18 protein-coding genes are annotated in these 17,472 nt (G+C 56.8%); all 18 read right to left on the bottom strand.

Annotation, left to right across the window (positions count from 1 at the left end; genetic code table 11):
- Window positions 1-604 precede the first annotated feature (604 nt).
- Complete coding sequence (locus ACW5W8_RS21540; protein WP_498630304.1) at window positions 605-1,174, bottom strand: hypothetical protein; 570 nt, start codon at window positions 1,172-1,174, stop codon at window positions 605-607.
- A gap of 128 nt (window positions 1,175-1,302) precedes the next feature.
- Window positions 1,303-1,446: a hypothetical protein gene (locus tag ACW5W8_RS21535; protein ID WP_498630302.1), complete on the bottom strand. Its 144-nt coding sequence runs from the start codon at window positions 1,444-1,446 to the stop codon at window positions 1,303-1,305.
- 213 nt (window positions 1,447-1,659) lie between these two features.
- Window positions 1,660-3,048 carry a hypothetical protein gene (locus ACW5W8_RS21530; protein WP_498630300.1) on the bottom strand — a complete coding sequence of 463 codons (1,389 nt, stop codon included), beginning with the start codon at window positions 3,046-3,048 and terminating at the stop codon, window positions 1,660-1,662.
- 13 nt (window positions 3,049-3,061) lie between these two features.
- Window positions 3,062-3,301, bottom strand: a complete 240-nt coding sequence (locus ACW5W8_RS21525) for a bacteriocin (protein WP_159163597.1) — start codon at window positions 3,299-3,301, stop codon at window positions 3,062-3,064.
- The gene (locus tag ACW5W8_RS21520) at window positions 3,301-3,678 is read right to left on the bottom strand and encodes a hypothetical protein (RefSeq protein WP_429046812.1); all 378 of its coding nucleotides are present in this window, start codon (window positions 3,676-3,678) and stop codon (window positions 3,301-3,303) included. The genes ACW5W8_RS21525 and ACW5W8_RS21520 overlap by 1 nt, the downstream gene beginning before the upstream one ends.
- A gap of 10 nt (window positions 3,679-3,688) precedes the next feature.
- Window positions 3,689-4,321, bottom strand: coding sequence for a hypothetical protein (locus ACW5W8_RS21515; protein ID WP_498630298.1), 633 nt, complete (start codon window positions 4,319-4,321; stop codon window positions 3,689-3,691).
- A gap of 10 nt (window positions 4,322-4,331) precedes the next feature.
- Window positions 4,332-4,688, bottom strand: coding sequence for a hypothetical protein (locus tag ACW5W8_RS21510; RefSeq protein WP_498630296.1), 357 nt, complete (start codon window positions 4,686-4,688; stop codon window positions 4,332-4,334).
- Entirely contained in the window at window positions 4,685-6,109 is a 1,425-nt protein-coding gene (locus ACW5W8_RS21505; RefSeq protein WP_498630294.1) for a hypothetical protein, read from the bottom strand. Before ACW5W8_RS21505 ends, ACW5W8_RS21510 begins: the two co-directional genes overlap by 4 nt.
- Entirely contained in the window at window positions 6,106-7,716 is a 1,611-nt protein-coding gene (locus ACW5W8_RS21500) for a hypothetical protein (protein WP_498630292.1), read from the bottom strand. The genes ACW5W8_RS21505 and ACW5W8_RS21500 overlap by 4 nt, the downstream gene beginning before the upstream one ends.
- 102 nt (window positions 7,717-7,818) lie before the next feature.
- Window positions 7,819-8,316: a hypothetical protein gene (locus ACW5W8_RS21495; protein ID WP_498630290.1), complete on the bottom strand. Its 498-nt coding sequence runs from the start codon at window positions 8,314-8,316 to the stop codon at window positions 7,819-7,821.
- The gene (locus ACW5W8_RS21490) at window positions 8,313-10,799 is read right to left on the bottom strand and encodes a tail fiber domain-containing protein (protein ID WP_498630288.1); all 2,487 of its coding nucleotides are present in this window, start codon (window positions 10,797-10,799) and stop codon (window positions 8,313-8,315) included. Before ACW5W8_RS21490 ends, ACW5W8_RS21495 begins: the two co-directional genes overlap by 4 nt.
- Complete coding sequence (locus ACW5W8_RS21485; RefSeq protein WP_498630286.1) at window positions 10,796-11,461, bottom strand: phage adaptor protein; 666 nt, start codon at window positions 11,459-11,461, stop codon at window positions 10,796-10,798. Before ACW5W8_RS21485 ends, ACW5W8_RS21490 begins: the two co-directional genes overlap by 4 nt.
- A gap of 13 nt (window positions 11,462-11,474) precedes the next feature.
- Complete coding sequence (locus tag ACW5W8_RS21480; RefSeq protein WP_498630285.1) at window positions 11,475-12,119, bottom strand: hypothetical protein; 645 nt, start codon at window positions 12,117-12,119, stop codon at window positions 11,475-11,477.
- The gene (locus tag ACW5W8_RS21475; RefSeq protein WP_498630283.1) at window positions 12,119-12,550 is read right to left on the bottom strand and encodes a hypothetical protein; all 432 of its coding nucleotides are present in this window, start codon (window positions 12,548-12,550) and stop codon (window positions 12,119-12,121) included. Before ACW5W8_RS21475 ends, ACW5W8_RS21480 begins: the two co-directional genes overlap by 1 nt.
- A gap of 66 nt (window positions 12,551-12,616) precedes the next feature.
- A complete protein-coding gene (locus tag ACW5W8_RS21470; RefSeq protein WP_498630281.1) occupies window positions 12,617-13,006 on the bottom strand; it encodes a hypothetical protein in 390 nt (129 codons plus the stop codon).
- A gap of 66 nt (window positions 13,007-13,072) precedes the next feature.
- On the bottom strand, window positions 13,073-14,290 hold the full coding sequence (locus tag ACW5W8_RS21465; RefSeq protein WP_498630279.1) for a phage capsid family protein: 1,218 nt from the start codon (window positions 14,288-14,290) through the stop codon (window positions 13,073-13,075).
- A gap of 71 nt (window positions 14,291-14,361) precedes the next feature.
- Window positions 14,362-15,300, bottom strand: a complete 939-nt coding sequence (locus ACW5W8_RS21460; RefSeq protein WP_498630277.1) for a hypothetical protein — start codon at window positions 15,298-15,300, stop codon at window positions 14,362-14,364.
- A gap of 196 nt (window positions 15,301-15,496) precedes the next feature.
- A partial coding sequence (locus tag ACW5W8_RS21455) for a portal protein (protein WP_498630275.1) occupies window positions 15,497-17,472 on the bottom strand: 1,976 nt, incomplete at its 5' end.

Raw genomic sequence — 17,472 nt, 5'->3', positions numbered from 1 at the left:
AGCGTTACGGAAAAGGCGTAAATATCAAAGCATGTTTGCATGAGGCGCTGGGGCGCCCCATGCAACACGTAATTGGGACATAGCCTTTTTTTTCGCTTGAATTATTTGGATTTAGATGTTTAGCATCAAAAGCAAAGGATAAATCGGATGTGTTAATTCCATTACTTGGGTATGTGTTTATGTTTGCCACAATATATAGCGATGTTATTTTTTAAATGCCAAACCACTATGCGATTTGCATATACATTTCAAACTAAAATTATCTATCACACATGAAATGCTTTTATTTCCGCGACATTAACTTACGCCTCTCCATAAAAGAAAAAATAACTAAAAAATCTGATCAAGCGCTGCAATAGAAAATCCAGCCAGGACAAAGAAAAAGCTGAATGCCATAAAGTCATCCAGATCGCTCCGGCTGGATTTGCTAAAACACCAACACCCGGCAGCAAAGGGTATCAGTGCCAGCGTAAAGCTGTAATTGAACACCTTGAGCGCCACCACCATCATTATCAACGCAAACAGTATCCACGTGCAGCGCCCCTCCTTGAATATGTCATTTCCTTCCAACACAACGGGTGAATATTCAAGGGCCGCAGATCATCTACTTATCGCTACCGGAAGGCATTCCATCCAGTTCAATCCATCTAAGAAATTTACATATATTAAAATATTTTCGCCTCTCTGAATGCATATGCCCATGTAATAACCACAAGAATGGAAGGATACCAATTAGGATTGACATGGAAATTGCCAGCACATAACCACTATTGTTCTTTATATACTCGACAGACAAAAAAATTGATACAAGGCTAGATAGCAACAATATAAAAATTGGGCTTTGAAGTATGCTTGGAACTTCCATTTTCATAAACCTAGCATCATACCATACAATCAGATTATCTATGGGCACTCCTGATAGTTGTTGATTAGATTTGAAGTCTCGACTAAACAGTCTATAGCGAGCATAGAGCTCTCGCTCAGATACTGACAATGAGTTAGCGCCACTAATACTCTGTCCGTTTTTCCATGAAAACACATAGCCAACAACATAAGCAGTTGCGAACTCTGTCACTACAGTAATGGCTACATTATAAAGACTTCCATATGTCGTAAAAAATGCCATCATAGATATGGCAGCATAAAGTGACATGCCAGTAATGACCCACTTCATATGCCCGTTCCGCCTCAGCATTGCAATTCTGCTACAGCACCGATAGAGGCGAAAAAGCTCACCCCAATGACTAACGTAATCCACTTACCACCCCGCAAAGATATTAGTTTTCGGGAATATCATATATGTCATTCTTCCCAGAACAAGCGATTATTGTTTACCGCCTGATACACCAGGTCATTGCGGCGGGCCTGTAGCTCGTCAATGCGCTTGCGCTTCTCCTCTGCCTTCATGGTGCGGTCACACTGGATCAGCTCAATCTTGTTGCGCATCCCCCTTACCTGCTGCGGGGTACGACTCAGGCTACCGACTTTAAGTTTCCGCCCTGCTCTTTTAGAGATTTCAGCTTGGCTAGCATATACGACGTACAGTCTTTGATTCGCGCATACCGCTCGGTACAATTTCTACGGAGTGCCGCCTTTGGCCAGTTGCAGAAAATCTGCAACCGAAAAATCATTAAACCATCCTCCTGCTTGCGCAGAAGTTCACTTTTGACCCTGCGCCAGACTCATTGACTGATAAGCGTCTCGCAAGCGCCCAGCGGTAATTGCTGCCTGCTCCGCTTGCTTCTTCTTGATCGCCTGCTGGCGCCACATCTCGAAGGCGGTGTTCATTCTGGCCGGGTTATCAAGCAGGCTATTGAGCTTACCGTGCTGGTTCGCCTCTTTCACAAACTGCAGTCGGTCAGGATCGCCGCCCGTCCACTCCTTGATAGGTGCGCTGGCGGTCAAATCTTCACGCTTGCTGGTCATCCCGTAAGTGTCGGCAAGCGCAGCCTTGCTCTGCTCAAGCTGGGCATCCAGCGCGTCCAGTTGCAGGTCTTTATCCTCTGTATTGCTGGAGGAGATGCGAGCCCGGTTCTGGCCATGCTGCTTCTCAAGGTCAGTCACGGCCTTCTTGTAACCGGCCTGATCTGGGCCTGCAGCCAGGCCTAGCGAGGCCCGCAGCTGGTCGGCATTGCCAATCATGTGCTTGGAGAGGGCCGCTCGCTGATAGGCAGGCTTTAAGAAGTCGTTGATGGGGATCACCTTGGGGGGATCGTCAGGGGACGAGCTCCGATTATTGGTGACCGGTCGTACATCCTTGCTGCCATCGTCATAGGTGACTTCCACCCCCAGTACCACCCCGCGCCCATCCGGAGTCACCATGATATTGTTGAGCTGTTTAGCGGTGATAGTCTTGCCGCTATCCGGATCAATATCCCCCACCCCTTTATTGACCTCATCCTGATAGAGAGTGCCAGCTGCCTTGATAAACTTTGGATCGTTAACCATCGAGTGGCCTTCCGGCGTTGAGGGATCCAGCTTGCCCTCTTGTGCCTGGCGCATCAGGTTGCCAGCATAGGTGACAAAGGTCTTGCCGGCCTCGGCATAATCCTGCTGCAGGTAGCGCTCAGGGTTGAATGATCCAGCGCGAGGGTCGCGGACCACGTTCCAGAACTGCTGGCCAGGGTCTTTGCCATCCGCAACAGCCTGCCAACCAGACTGGATGATGGGCAGATTCTCCTGTTGGAAAAGTTTTTTCTCACGTTGTTCACGCTGCCACTGATATTCCTGTTGTTGGCGAGCTTCGCTGGCAGAAGCACGGCGTTCATAGGCATTTGCACGGGCTTCATCCGCTTTGAGTTGCGATGCTTTGAGCGAAAACTCCTTTTCATAGCGAGCATCCGCCACACCATCTCGTGTCTTTGAGTAATCCACGCCCTCCTGATAACGCTCGTCTGCAACTTTCTGCCGATCCTGCTCGTTCTGCCACATGGCATCGCGCAAGCTCATGGACTTATCCATGCGCTCGTCATCTTTCTGGCCACGCTGATAACGGTCCATGGTATTGAACCCGGCCAGGAACCCCTCTGCCAATCCTGATATGCCCATCCCTTCCCCCCCCTTAAAACAGACTGTCTGCCAGAAAACCGATGCCACCACCAATCAGCGCACCTACTGGCCCGCCAACCATCGCGCCGATCCCGGCACCAGCCCCGATAGAGCTCATGGTCTGCCCTTTGCGAGCGGTCTTGAGGCTTTCGTTGGCGGTTTCCACTTCCTGCTCCCGGTTAGCCGCATCACGCAGCCCTGCCATCCCCTGCTGGCGCGTCTGGGCAGCGACATCCAAAATTCCGTATCCCATCACGACCCCCCACCGGCTTTAAGTGCTTCACGCAGACCGGCATCTGCACCGGTCAAAATCCCCATCTGACGCGCTTGCTCCTGCTCGCGCAGACCATTTTCTGTGCCTGCGGTCATCAGGGCCATACGCAGTCCCTGGCTGTTATCTTGCGCGTTTGGCGCAGTCACCCCCATGCGGGCGTTGCGGTTAGCGGTGGCCTGCTGGGCAGAACGCAGGGCGTTCGCATTGTTCCCATCAACCCTTCCCAGCTGGTCCTGAAGCAACTTGCCATTGGTGGCCAAGTCCATCAGCTCTTTCTGCTTGGGGTAAAAGCGGGTCTTCCAATCCTGATACTGCTCTCGGGTAATCTTGGCGTATGTGTCTGCGGCGTATCCCATTGCTGACTCCTTAGTAGCCCTTGTTTTGCAACACGGATGCTGTCGGGGCGATCTTCTTGCTGCCTGCCACCGCAGGGGCTTTCAGCTGCCCAAGCCCATAAGCGGTGGCACCGCCGGCTAACGTGCCCACCAATCCTGCCGTTGCCTGCTTATTCTGAAACGAGGTTTGGGCATCACTCACCGCCTTGCGCAAGCTGGTATTGGCCACATCACCCATTCCGGCGAGGGATTCAGCCTTCTGGCCAGCGCCAATGCTCACCACATCCTTGAGGCCAGCCACATATTTGTCTTGCTGGCTGGACTGGGCCCGGTTGGTGGTATCGGTCTGGCTCAAGGCCTGATCTGTTTCCAAATCGCCCATTGCCCCCTGGTACTTGCCGCTGGTCGGGTCTACTCCGCCAGCGGCCATGGAGTCAGCCAGCCCAGCGCGCGCCTCGCCAAAAGCTTGTGCAGTACCCAATGCCGCCGTGCCAGCCAGTTTGTCGTATTGCTGCTCGCTGTTGAGGTTATCCACCTTGTCCATAAAGATGTCTTCATACTGCTGCAGGTCATTCTTGTAGAGATCCCACTGCTCCATGGCCACACCCGCGGCAGCTTTCTGGGCCTCGGTTTCCTTGATTTCGTTCGAGCCACCCTTACCCATCTCCCACCCCTCACAGGTTGATCTGAAATACGTACAGGCCATCAGCATCGTCCGGCTGACGCACCCACCCCATTCCTGGCGCCAGCTTGAGCCAGCCCTTGCGAGCAGAATGAAAACGCAGCCAACGGGCTCCGACCATGCGGGCTAACCGTTTCACCTCGGGCAGATGCCTCTGCGGTGCTCCGCCGTGCCCCCAGCCAACCCACACCAGTACCCCGGTAGTGCCCCGTTCGCTGACCGGCTTCAAGATGAAACCGTCATCACCACGCACAAACAAAAACGCCACCCGGTTACGGATGGCGTCTTGCAGTTCGACGGATAGATTTGGGTTGCCGGTGTCGCTTGCTATGCGGTGGATTGGCTTCATGAAAGAGACCCGCCTTGTTTGAACATCACGACGCGCCCATTCTGGCTGGCATCACTTCTTACCCACCCGTTCCCACTTGAGCGACGGATCCTCACGATAACCAACGGCTCTCTATTCGCCGGGATAGTGATATCACCGCCATAGGTTCCCACTTCATTGATCCTGGTCACTGGTCCTGATGACGGATTTGACGTTGCAGAGACTTCCACTCCAACAATAAAAGATTTGACCACCGCACCATCCATCACAATCTCAACCAGCATCTCACTCTGGTTGGTACGAGTGATGGTGCCAGAACCTGGGCCTTCCGCCGTAACAGAGCACCCAACTAAGCCACATAGATTCGGTATCGTAAGTGTCCGATTAAACCCGACAGATTGATTCACTTTGATCCGTGCCACGTCAATTGGACCAGCACCATTGCCATTGTGTGAACACGCATAGTCTCGAGCGACATATACATCCCCAACTATCCGTTCGGCATACACCGTACCTCTGACAACACAATCCTGTTCAATCGTGCAGTTTCCCAGGGTGATGTTTTTGACATAACCCCCCTCTGCCCGCAGGCGATTGGTAAACAGGCTACCATCGGAGTAGATCATGGTGTACCAACCCCAGCCCCACCCTGCATATGGCCCTCCCTTGCCAAAACCGGCAGAGCCTCCCGCCATGAAGGCATTGCCCATATCGAGCTGACCACCGGTGATCAAGGGGGCACTGATACTGACCCCTGCCTTGATGTAGTCGGCGGTGATCTTCTCTGAGTGCAGGATTTGGATGGTGGCAGCCTTGATGACCGCCTCTTTGATGGCAACACGCCCATCATCAGTAACCCCGAATATGATCTCTTTCGCACTCGGGTTTGCTGGGTTATAGATTGCGAAGTGTGTGGCTGATGCGATGATCTCATCCACGTCAGGACTGGTCTCGGCCCTCAAGCCTGCCGTGCTATGAAGTGGCCCTGTCAGCCCATTTTTGTTGATGAAACGCACCCAGTAATAGGCGGTATATCCCTTCCCCACGGCGTCTGAGTAGACATTCGACAGAGTAGTGCCGATCGCCACGGCACTGGCCGGATTGTCCTCCTCAGCCCGCAATATCTCTGCATACGAATGCCCCTTGTAACCGGGAATATCCCAGGTCAGGACAATGGTATGAAAAGCGCCATCTACAGTGACATTCGTTGGGGCAACAGGAGGCTGCACCCCTGACCATTCAGGGTCTGTTGGCTTATCTGGTGGCAACTCCGGCACCACCGCCCCGTTGTTATTACGGCGCAAGTTGACCATGCCAAGGGCAGCGGCTTCTCGCAGGGTCAGCGCCTTGTCCAGCTGGTCGCCCTTTTGGCCAGTCAGGATCTGCATGTTTTCAGTCAGGCCCTGTGGGGTACCGCTGGCACGAAAAGAGCTCTTGCTCATTGCACTGCGACCTCAGCAATACTGGTGCCCAGAGTAATGCGCTCGATGACTGCCGTACCGGCTACCTCGACTTGCCATCGACGCCCCCGTAAAGGAGGCAACCTAAAGACACCAGCAGGAACCTGACCCTCGGTGAGTGAAAACACCCTCACGCCGTCGATGATCAGCACAAAGCGACACTGGTTAATCAGGTCACTGGTCACCTTGGCACAACCCAGCCTGACACCGGGTGGCAGCACAAACTCTTTTGAACGCCAGATCATCGGCAAAGATGTCGTCCCACCCCGCCACTGATAAAGCTCAAGGTCCTTGGCCAACATCAGCGCATCAAGCTGCATGTCAGGCACCGCGGTATCCCAACGACCCGATAACCAACGCAGATCCCCTGATTTCGGATCGAAGACAAACCCATGGCTATCGGTCAGGGCCACATACTTGCCTTCGCTGTACCAGGCACGCAGCGTGTCAGGTTTCATCAGCTGCCACTGCTCACGGGTGATGATATCCTCGGTGATCAAGGTTCCGCCATCTGACCCCACACCAATCAGGCCATCTGGTGCGGCATAGAGGACCATGCCATCCAGCGCCACCATGGATCTCGCGCTGACGCAGGCCTGCTGAACCGAGGAGAGCTTCTGCCCGGTGATGGCTGAGGGGGACGCACCTTTAAACAGATAGGGATACCCCTTGGTTCCCACCACCAACGCCGTATCGATAGATGCGATCGCCACGATGTCATGCTCGGTGGTTAGCTTGTACTTCTCCGGCCAGGCGTAAGGCAGGTATGGCTCGGAGAACAGCACGGCATTGCCGATAAATCCTGCGCAGATGCCGTTAGCCATCTGGCAAATACCCCGCATGGCATCCGGCGGCATGCTGTAGCCATAGGTCTCAAGCACGGGCCCCAGCTCGCCATCTTTCTTGCTATCACTGTGCGTCACGGCCGCAATGGGGAGCTCTGCCACCAGCAGGTAGTCTGCCATCCCACTACCCGAAACCGAGCGATAGAGGCGGCGCCGGGTGATGTTGCTGTTATTGGTAGGAACGGGAGAGAGTCCAACTGACACAGTTGAGTTAGGGATCGTGATGGTGATCTTGCCGCTGGCAGGACCGGGGGCCCCCTCCTCTCCTAAGCCAGTGACATAGGTCTCAACGTAGAAGCGGGTTTCATCATCGGTGGGGCCATCATCTTCGCCACCAACCGGGGGAGTAATAGATTGCATATTCGGGGGGGTCATTGGGGCTGGGACACCTAGTCGGTACCAGGCAGTAGGCTTTTGCGTGCCGCCGGTAGCGATAGCGTCATAGGTAAGCTTGGGATATTCACCGTCGGTGTAATAAACCCGGTTGTACTGATCCTGTGCGATGGGAGAACGCATCACCTCGACTAATTTGTCCCAGGCAAACCAGCGATCGCCGTAGTAGTGAAACAGGGTTTGAGGTACCAGAGGCAACATCACTCCCACAAGCTTGTCACTCATCAATGGGGCGACGACACCACGATCGAAATGACAGTCCTGTGCCAAGGTGGCCGCTTCATCAGGCAACAGGTGGTGTGCCACCCGCGGTACCATCCCGCGCATGGTGACAATGTCGATCAATGGCATGTGATCCTCTAACGTCTGAAATAAAAAAGCCCCGCGTGATAACGCAGGGCAAGCCTAGTTAGCCTCCTGACAATAGAAGCATTAGGTGACGTGATATGCTCATCAGTGCGACTCCACTTCACAGTTGACGCGGTGAATGGCGATAACCACACCGTTTACAAGAAATTCGACGTTAAACACCGATGAGGTGTACCCCATCGAAAACATTTCATTCGTTTTCACCCCCCTTTCTGTTGCATCAGGGGTAAAGACCACTCCACTACTGCAATTGATGTAACCCTCATTCTGGTAGGCGCCACTCCATGAGTTAAGCGAAAAGCGGATTTGGCATAAGCCAACAGTCAGTTGATACCAGCCTTTCCCTTCGCTAAAACCAATGATGTTGCTGCCATCCCTTTTCACCAAAAACCGTGCGTCAGGCCCGTATGTGAAGGCCTCCTGAGGTACCTGTACAATGGAAAATGCACTGCGTCCTGCCAGTTCTCCTAGCCAACGAGGAACTGACAACCCCGCTCTATCAGCGGTATCACTCATCCAGCGATTGCCGCCAAACTCGCTATAGGCAGAAGAAAGCCAGAAGGGTTTGGTTGGAATAGTCACTGCAGTGCCTCCACCTTCTTATCAAGGGCTTTCACGGCTTCCACCAACAAGGCCAATACCCCGGCATGTGCGATCGATAGCGTGCCGTCCTGGTTCAAAAACACGGACTCTGGTTGCACCTCTGCCAGCTCCTGCGCAATCAGCCCCGCTTCGCGCTGACCTGCTTTGTCATACACATTGCCCGAGAGCTGCTTCACCTTGGCCAGCGCATCGACGATGGCGGTCATGTTGGTTTTAAGCCGACGGTCAGAGCGGATATAGACATCGTTGAAATTGCCGTTATGTGCGATGACATCGGCATATGCAGCGGCACCTTGTCGGTAAAAGCCAAAAGAGGCGCTATCTCTCATTTGGATGCTGCCAGCAAACAAACTCGGTTGGTGGAAGCCATACGTTGGGAACACGGTATTCGTCGCGCCATTTCCTATGGCTTCAAATCCACCAACGTTATAGTCATTACCACTCCCAGTACCAGTCCAGCGAGACGGCTTGCCTGTGACCTCGGCATAGCTGGGCCACCGAGAAGCAGTTACCGGGATCTGATCAATTTCTCCCCATGCGTGACGGTGGTTGGCAGCAGCCAGCGCGGGTTTGTCAGTTACCTCTCCCCAGTTTGGCCAGCGTGACGCCGTCACAGGAACCTGATCGATTTGCCCCCAAGTGTGACGATGACTTACCGCCGCAAAATCAGGCTTATCGGTGACCTCACCCCACGCAGGCCAGCGGGAGGCATAAGCGGGGATCTCCGTCAGTTGTGCCCAAGGATGAGTGTGACTGGCCGCAGCCGCGCCAACCTCTGCAATCGTGGGCCAGCGCATGGCGTAAACAGGGATGTTGGAAAGCTGCGACCAAAGGTGAGTGTGCTCTGATGGCGGCATGGTGACCGGCTTACCGGTGACATCCGCCCACCCGGGTACCCAACTGGCGGGCCGAGCTCCGACATCCGCCGCACTGAGCACAACCGCACCGGTCATGCCATTAATGGAGATCACCGCATCGGTGCCATCAATCTTGAACCAGCCAAGGGTAGCCGGATCCCAGTGCAGGTAATCCCCTGCCACATAGGAGACGCTGGCGATGACCCCGGGATGTGAGATCCGATAAAACGGGATACCCTGATTGGGCGCGGGCGCGACGGGCGCACCTGCTGATGCGTTCCAAGGTCCGGCCCAAACAAGCTGTGATGTGATGGCCTGCGCCCACTTCTGGGCCTGCAATGCCCAATGCAGCGCCGAAAACTCACCGGGCCGCCCGTTAATATCGCTTCCCTCTGGGTTCTGGGCCCAAGCTTCAGCCAGGCTCTTCGCCATACTCGCCTGCTGCGCACTGGTGGCTGCGGCAGCTTGATCCTGCGCCGCCTGGCTCGCTTTATCACTGGCAGTGTCAGCTGCCGCGATGGCTTCAGCCGTTTTCGCCACCACCACATCACGCATGCCTTGAACGGCAACGTTCGCCAGTGCCACCGACGCGGTGTTGGTGCTGACCTCCTCACTCTGCGCCGCGACTTCAGCGGCATGGCTCGCAACCTCAACTGACTTTGTCTGCACCACAGCACGATCAGCAGATACCTGCTGGGCCAATGTGGTCACCCTTTCGGCATGCTCAACCGTGATCACCTTGGCCCGTTCAGATGCTTGAGCCGCAGAGTCTGCATTGCTGGCGTGAGTCTGCGCATGGGTGGCAGACGCCTCGGCTGCGGTCTTGGCGCTACTGGCAAGATCTGCTTGGGAAGTGGCAGTGCTTGCACTGGTCGCCGCCTCATTCGCCTTGGTGGTGGCGGTCTCTGCGCTCGCGCTGGCATTGGTGGCCTGGGCTGCAGCTGTTACGGCACTGGACTCAGAGGCCAAAGCGCTGGCGGTAGCTGCAGCGGCTGAGTCGCGAGCCTTGGTTGCATGGTGCAGTGCGGAATATTTTCCAGTGACAACCGCCACATCCAACGGATTTTCTGCCCACTGCTGCGCACTGGTGGCAGAGCCTGCTGCTGCCGTTGCACTGGTTGCCGCATCACCCGCTTTACTGCCAGCCGTCGCGGCGGATCCGGCGGCTGCACTAGCCTGCTCGGATGCCAGCTGACTCGCCCGTTGCGCTGCGATCACATCCCTGCCGGTTTGCAGCCGATCCCGACCGGTTGCCTCAGCCGCAGACTCAGCCCTTTGCATCGCATCCACCGCGAGTTCGAGCAGCGGAGGCGTCAAGTTGATGCCGCTATCGACCAGAATACTGTTCAACGAACCATCAATACTCTGCGCCGTCACAACCCCGGTCCCCTGGTAATCCAGGTCACCACACAGATCGTTCTGGGCATACACATCGTAGGCACCCATCGCCAGCGAGAACCGATATCCTCCAGCGGGATCGCATTTGAAGGTCAGCACCGACCCCATCAACACCTCACCGGTGGTACTGAGGGAGCGCAGTTCGATGATCGCCCCTGGCACCGACTTGCCAGCAGGGTCCGTCATCACGCCGTGGATCTGGATCATTGACGCAGCCCTTTGGTGCTAGCCTGGCTGTCTCGCATCGCCAGCATGGTGGCGTCCGTTTCGGTCCTGACAGACAAGGCTTGGGTGAAGGATTGCAGGTGGAGCTGCCCTCTTGAGGCATTGGCCGTCACCTCCGAGTCACGCATAAACGCCCGGTACATGATCCAATCCAGGCAGGGGGTGATATATCGGTCATCAACCTCGACATGGGCGCCAGACTCAACCGTCACTCTCGTTGCCGGTGTCGGGAGAATACTGAGCACGAGATCGACACTCACTCCCGCCTTCACCCCGGGATATAGCCAGAAGGCGCTGATATTGGTGGGTTCGTGGATATACAGCTCCGCCTCTTCCCCACCGGTACTGCTGGCCCAGCTCGGGATTAGGCTCTCCAAGTTGGCGCGGGACACATAACGGATCGACTTGCCAGTCAGCGTGTTGCGCTCAATGTCTATCAGCTTGATGGTCCCTGCGGGAGCGGTCTGCCGAGTGCCGGCGACACAGGCAAAAGCTTGGGTCTTGATGAAGATGTCCGGCCTGGCGCTGGCGATAGCGGCTATCGCGCTGTTGTAGTAGGAGATCAAGTCCTCCAGACCCCAGCTAATCCGCTGTGTATCGGTCAACTCAGTTGAGGCTCGATTCAATATTTCACTGACCAGCATGACTCACCTCCCATCAGAAGAAGTTGCGTGTGCGCACCGGGTTTTGAATCCTTGCGCTCTCGGTTTGCTCGATGCGAAACCGGTACGCAGCGCGGATCCCGTCATAGAACTTGCGGCGGTTGAGCTGGGCCAACTCATAATCTGTCCACGGTTTGGCGTGCAGCTGCTGCATGAGATACGCCGCCCCACACGCCAGTTCATGGGCATAGTCCTCAACCAGAGCAGAAGGAATGAGCGTTGCGGCAGGCAGAGGTTCAATGGCCCCGACGATGCAAACATCACGCAGTTGCACAAGGAAGCGAATGGATTCGGCAGACTGAGCGTGATAGTGCAGGCCAGGGGTGAGAATGACGCCGCCCGCCGTGATGCGATGAAGCACCGACCCGGTCACCTGTGGCGCTCGTACATCCTGTCTCGCCTGACGGTTGATACTGCTGGCCATCGCAAAGCTGACGGTCTGCCCCTCCAGCACCTCATCAAACTGGCGCTCCAGATGAACCAATGCGCTTTCATGGCAAAACACGATGGCCGCCTCGATGAGGTAGTTATGTGCTAATGCGTCAGCGCCTTCTGTGTGGGGCAAGTGGAGCACCCGCTGGCGAACCAGCGGGATCAAGGTGTCCGGACTAACCAGACGGCTATCTTGCACCGGCACCATTACTCAGCGGCCAGCTTGGCTTTAAGGGCATCACGCACCCGCAGCCGGAACTCGCCGACCTTCTCCTGCGCGCCTTGCGGCTCAATGGCCAGATCTTCACCTTCCACCAATGTGGCCAGCTGGGCAGAGGTGAGCTTGGCCAGATCACGTTCGCCGACCACAAAGCTCTGCTCTTCGGCAATGCGGGCCGCTTCGGCAGCAAGGCGCTCCTGCTCTTGTGCCTCTACCTTGGCGATGGCCTCCTGCCGCTCCAGCTCACCAGCCAGCGCATCACCACGGATCCAGACTGATGGGAACTCCAGCAGCTGCATGGCGAGATCGCTTCCCACATCGACCGGCACATGGCGTGGGAACACCAGGCGCGAACCGGTTACGGTGTCTTTCTTGCTCGGCTTGTCGCCGATATAAACCACGGCAATTTTGTCGCTCACGGCAATATCTCCAATCCAGATATGAAAAAGCCCGGCACAGGGCCGGGCGCACGATGATGGGCAGACTTAGAGGTTGCCGATCACCTCATAGTGCAGCTTGAGCTTGACGGTGCCCGTTGCCGCAGCGCCGCCGACGGTGAGGCTGATCTCCTGATCCACATCGGTCATCAGGTCGTCCACCGGGATGTATTTGGCCACTGCCGCCGCCGTGCTCTCGGCATTCACAATGGTGGTGGCGCCAATCTTGGCGGTAATGGTGGTACTGGCCCCCAGTGCGGCACTGATGAGTGTCACGCCAACCACTTTCAGGTTGGGCTCCACCTTGTCGCCGAACACGATGACATCACCGGACGGCACAGCCGCCAGCTTGGCCACCATAGTCGGGGAGATAGATAGATTGCCGAAGGCGCCGACAAACCAGCGGTAGGCTCGGGCGATCAGGGTAGTTTTGGCCATGATATGGCTCCTTGTCAGGTCAGATAGTGAAAAGAAGGGGGCTGGATAGCCCCTCTGCTCAGTGGCTTAGCGGCCGACGGCACTGACTGCGGTATCCAGCACCATGCAGCCGTGGTCCTGAAGGTTGCCGTTGCGCTGCTTGAAGCGGATCTTCTGCAGGCCGGATACCCAGCTGATGGAGATCTCGGTCGCATTGCCGTGGTCGGTCTTCTCTTCATGCATGCCGAAAGAGCCGCCCTGCTCGCCGGAGCCGAAGGCATTGGCCAGCGCCTGGCCGCCCAGCAGCACGGCGCGGTCGATGCTGGTACCGGCAACCTTGTCCACTTCCGCGCCGGTCGCGGAGTTGGCGGCGCACACCTTGACGGTGCTGCCCTGGTTGAAACGGATCGGCATGCCCTTGTAGGGCTTGACCAGAATGCCGCGCCACATCGCACCTTCGCCGCGGAAGATGGGGTGGTTCCAGCCCTTGCTGCGCTCCATGGCCGAGGCCAGCATCGCCTGCCAGTCCTTGCCGGAGCTGGAGGTGTAGAAGTCGTGCCACTGGCGCGGGGTGACGTAGAGCACGTAGAGCGGCTCACCACCGGACGGGTCAGAGACCATGCGGATCGGCTGGATGGGGTTGGCCATCTCAGCCAGGAACAGCGCCATGTTGTCCACACATCCCAGATTGAAGCGGTCAGCGGCATCGATGGACTCGAAGCTGGTCGCGTCACCACCGAAGAAGTGGCGCTCGTAGGTGGGCGCGGTCAGCGGGTTGATGATGATCTTGCCAAATTCGGGATCATCCGCCAGCGGCAGGATGATATCGGTGGCAGAGTAGTCGCCACGGGCACCAGCCAACTGGGCAAAGCCACGCTGATCGACCAGGCGACCGTAGTAGCCATCGGCCAACAGCACTCGCGCTGTCTTGATCAGGTCATGCTTGGTGCGCTTCTGGCTCATCTTGCCGCCCGCATCCACGCCATGGCGGGTCTGGTTGATCTTGAGCCCGAAGTCGGCGAAGGACAGCGACTCCAGACGACCAGCCAGCTTCTCATCACCCATGGTCGGGCGGCCAGAGAGCTGATGGAACAGCTGCATATCCACTTCATCACCGGCACCCTTGCCGAGATCAGTGATGCGAACGACCGGGGCACCAGCACTGGTCTGCTTGCCGCCGTTGACCTTGGCACCTTTCGGCGCCTCTTCGGTCAGCATGTTCACCAGCGAGTGGGAACGGTTGGCCGCCGTAAACAGGGCGGCCTGCAAAATCTTGTTGGCTTGCGCCGAGGTGACTTGGGTCATGATCCTCTCCTACATGAAAACAAAAACCCCGACACAATGGTCGGGGTTGGCTTGTATAAACGGGTTGTTGGTTAGTAACCGGACTGCTCCAGCAGCGCCTCAATCTGCGCCTCGGTCATGCTGCCCATCTCCCCGACCAGTTCGGCCTGAGACATGGCGCCATAACGCTCAACGCCGGTTGCCGGGGCATGATGGGTTTGGCCGAGTGCCGACGGGCTGGACGGGATAAAGTCAGCGGGCTTGTCGGCTTCCATGCTGGGTGCCTTGGCAGTCGGTGGAGCAGTCTCCAGGACATCGCCAAAGGCCAGCTTGGTGCGACGAGCCGCCTCTGCAAATCGTTCATCCAGTGACTTGCCCTGCCACGCGGGATCTCCCTGAAGCTTTTCATCGACAATGATGGCGAAGTCGAAGCGGTCCTGGTCCTGATCCCGCCAACTCATCAGGTCAGGTACCGCCTGCAGTGCGGCCTGAACTGGATTGATGGCGGGATGAACCGGTTGCACCGCGGCAGGCTGTTCCAACTGCTGGATCTTGCGCGCCATCGCGGCCATGGCCTTCCCAATCTCTGGAAAGTCCTGTGCCAGTTGCTCAGCTTCATCCTGAGTCAGCTGGTTGGGATCGGCATCAGGATTAATGCCATGCTTCTCCAGCAGCGCCTGCAGCTTGTCCCGCTCGGCCTGAGCTTGCTGAGACAGGTTCAACTGCTCACGCAGGGCCTTGTTCTCACTGCGAGCCAGCTCCAGCACGTCATACGGGATGGTGTGTTGACCGCTCTTGGCCAGGATCACCTTTTCAGGCTCCTTGGCCGCGTCACCGCCCTGCTCGGTGTTAGCCTCTTCAGTACCGGCTGCCACTTCGACCGCCGACGGCGCGGGTTGTTCTACGTCCGTTCTCTCGGTGCCAGTGCCATTGTCCAGCTCGGCATCGGGTTCTTTCTCGATCTCCGCCAGCATGGCTTCCAGTTCGTCCAGGCTTTCAGTCCCGGTCAGGTTGTCGATGTTCGTATCCATGGTCATCCTCGTGGGTTTTCAGTGGGTGGTATCGCTGCCCAAGCGGGGGAAGGCTCTCGGTAAAAGCACTCCCCGGCTGGGGCTGGGCACAAAAAACCCGGCACAATGGCCGGGTCTGGAAATGAAAAAGGCCCAATCTCGAGAGACTGGGCCATGTTGGGGAAATCCTAACGCTGACTGTTCAAGAAAGCAACGATCACAACGCGATCGCATCAATCTGTTGCTCAATGGTGGCCAGCAGCTGCGCCTGCAGGGCTGCCTGCTCGGCCTGGATCCCCTCTTGCTCAGCTACCAGCAGCTCCATCTCCTGCAACGTCTTGCCGGTCTGGGCCTGCTTGAGGGCATCCTCGAACCGGATGGAGTCGGTCAGCTTGGCTATCCGCTGGGCTTCTGCCTGCCACTTGGCGGCCTTGCCCTCCAACTCTGCCAGCTTGGCCTGCATCTCCCGCATAGCCAGTTCCTGCTGCATCTGTTGCTGCTGGGCCTGCTGCTCGGCGGCGGCACGCTCCTCGTCGTTCATCTCCTCAGGGTCTTTGGGTATGTTCAGGGCATTGCGGATCCGCTCCACAAACTCAGCCTTGCGCGGTACGTCCATCAGCTCGACCAGCAGGTCAAAGCAGGCTGCTGCGGCTTCTGGCGGCAACTGGGCCATAGCCTGAGTCATCCGCTCAGCCAGTTGCTGCTTGTAGGCGGCGGTCTGCTGGATCGGCGCCAGGGCGATATGGGCCCGCAACCGGGTAACATCATTGGTCAGCTTGCCGTCCTCCTGCTCCACGTTGATCACCACAGCCTTGCGGCGGCGCGGGTCGTCGCGGTTCACCGTCACCTTGTGATTGCGCTTGCTGGCCATGTCCTCCAGCAGATACGAGAGCGCCAGCTGGCCTACCAGTTGGCAGCCCATCCGGTAGTTGTCGTTGATCTCGGATAGCGTGGTCGCCCCCTGCTCCACCAGGTTACTGATTGCCACCCCAGACTGGCCGGTAGTCCCCTGCCCCAAGAAGGCGGCATAAACCCCCATGGTATCTTGAATGAGCTTCACCGAGTCCTGCATCACCTGGAACTGCTGGGCTGCCACGTTGAAGTCCTGCTCAACCTTGAAGGCATCGCTCACGCTGGTCTTGTTGATGCGATCAGGGTTGAGCTCGACCAAGCCATCCGGGCGTTCAACCTGCTCCAACACCTGCTCCCGGGTCATGTTGGTGGCATCCTTATCCATGATGACGCGCTTGGCCTGCAGCAAGAAGGTCAGCTTGATACGGCGCAGATTCACCTCGTCCTGAGCAGGAATGGCGCGGGCGATCAGGCCATAAGGTTCACCAGAGCTGTCTTTGCGGTATCCCCAGAACGGCACCAGCGGATACATGTTGTGGGGCGCACTGCAGGGCCGATCGACCAAATGATGAGGGCCAACGAACCAAGACTCCCAGATCTCGGCTACCGGACGGCGTTCCAACTTGGCGCGGCCAGTGGCAATAGCAGCAAGATGCAGTTGGTTGGTCTTGTCATATCCTAGTGCCCGACCAGAGTCGAGCATCAGCACTTGGCGTGTGGTGAAGGTGCGGTAGTAAACCACCTGCAGCAACACCCGGTCCCGCTCCCGGCTACACCACTCAACCTGTTTGCTGTCAAACGAGCTCCACTCTTCGAAGGCGCTGACCAAATTTGGGGCCATCCCTTCAATGGAGGTCAGGTTGACGATCCCATCCCAGTTGTTAATTCCCCAGGTCAGAGCCTCTGCTTTGCTCGGAAACAGGGTCTTGGCCTCATCCACATCAACCCAGCGCCGGCGCATCAACCACCGACAATCGCTCAAGTCAGGTTCGCGGCTATGCCAATCCCAATAGACCTCATCCCGATGGATATTGTTGAACTTGTAGCGCGGACCGAATGGATCATCCTGACGGCGAACCTCAACCCAACCGAGCCCGGTCTTTATCTGTCCGGCGTAGGCTTCACCACGGGCACGGTCCAACCCTCCCAACCGGCACATGTCGGCGTACTCGGCGTTAACCGCCTCAGCCATCTGCTCCAGCTCATCGTCGTGATCATCTGCAATGACCATCAAGTCGGTTCTGCTCTTGGCCTCCATCCCCAGTACCCCATCAATGGTGGGGGCGATCAGGTTATGGATGGTGAGTGGCTGGCCACGCTCTTCCAGCACCTTTTTCACGC

It is taken from the genome of Aeromonas aquatilis (assembly GCF_054052405.1).
Note: the sequence above shows the minus strand (reverse complement) of the source record. Positions and strands in the feature narration are given on the sequence as shown.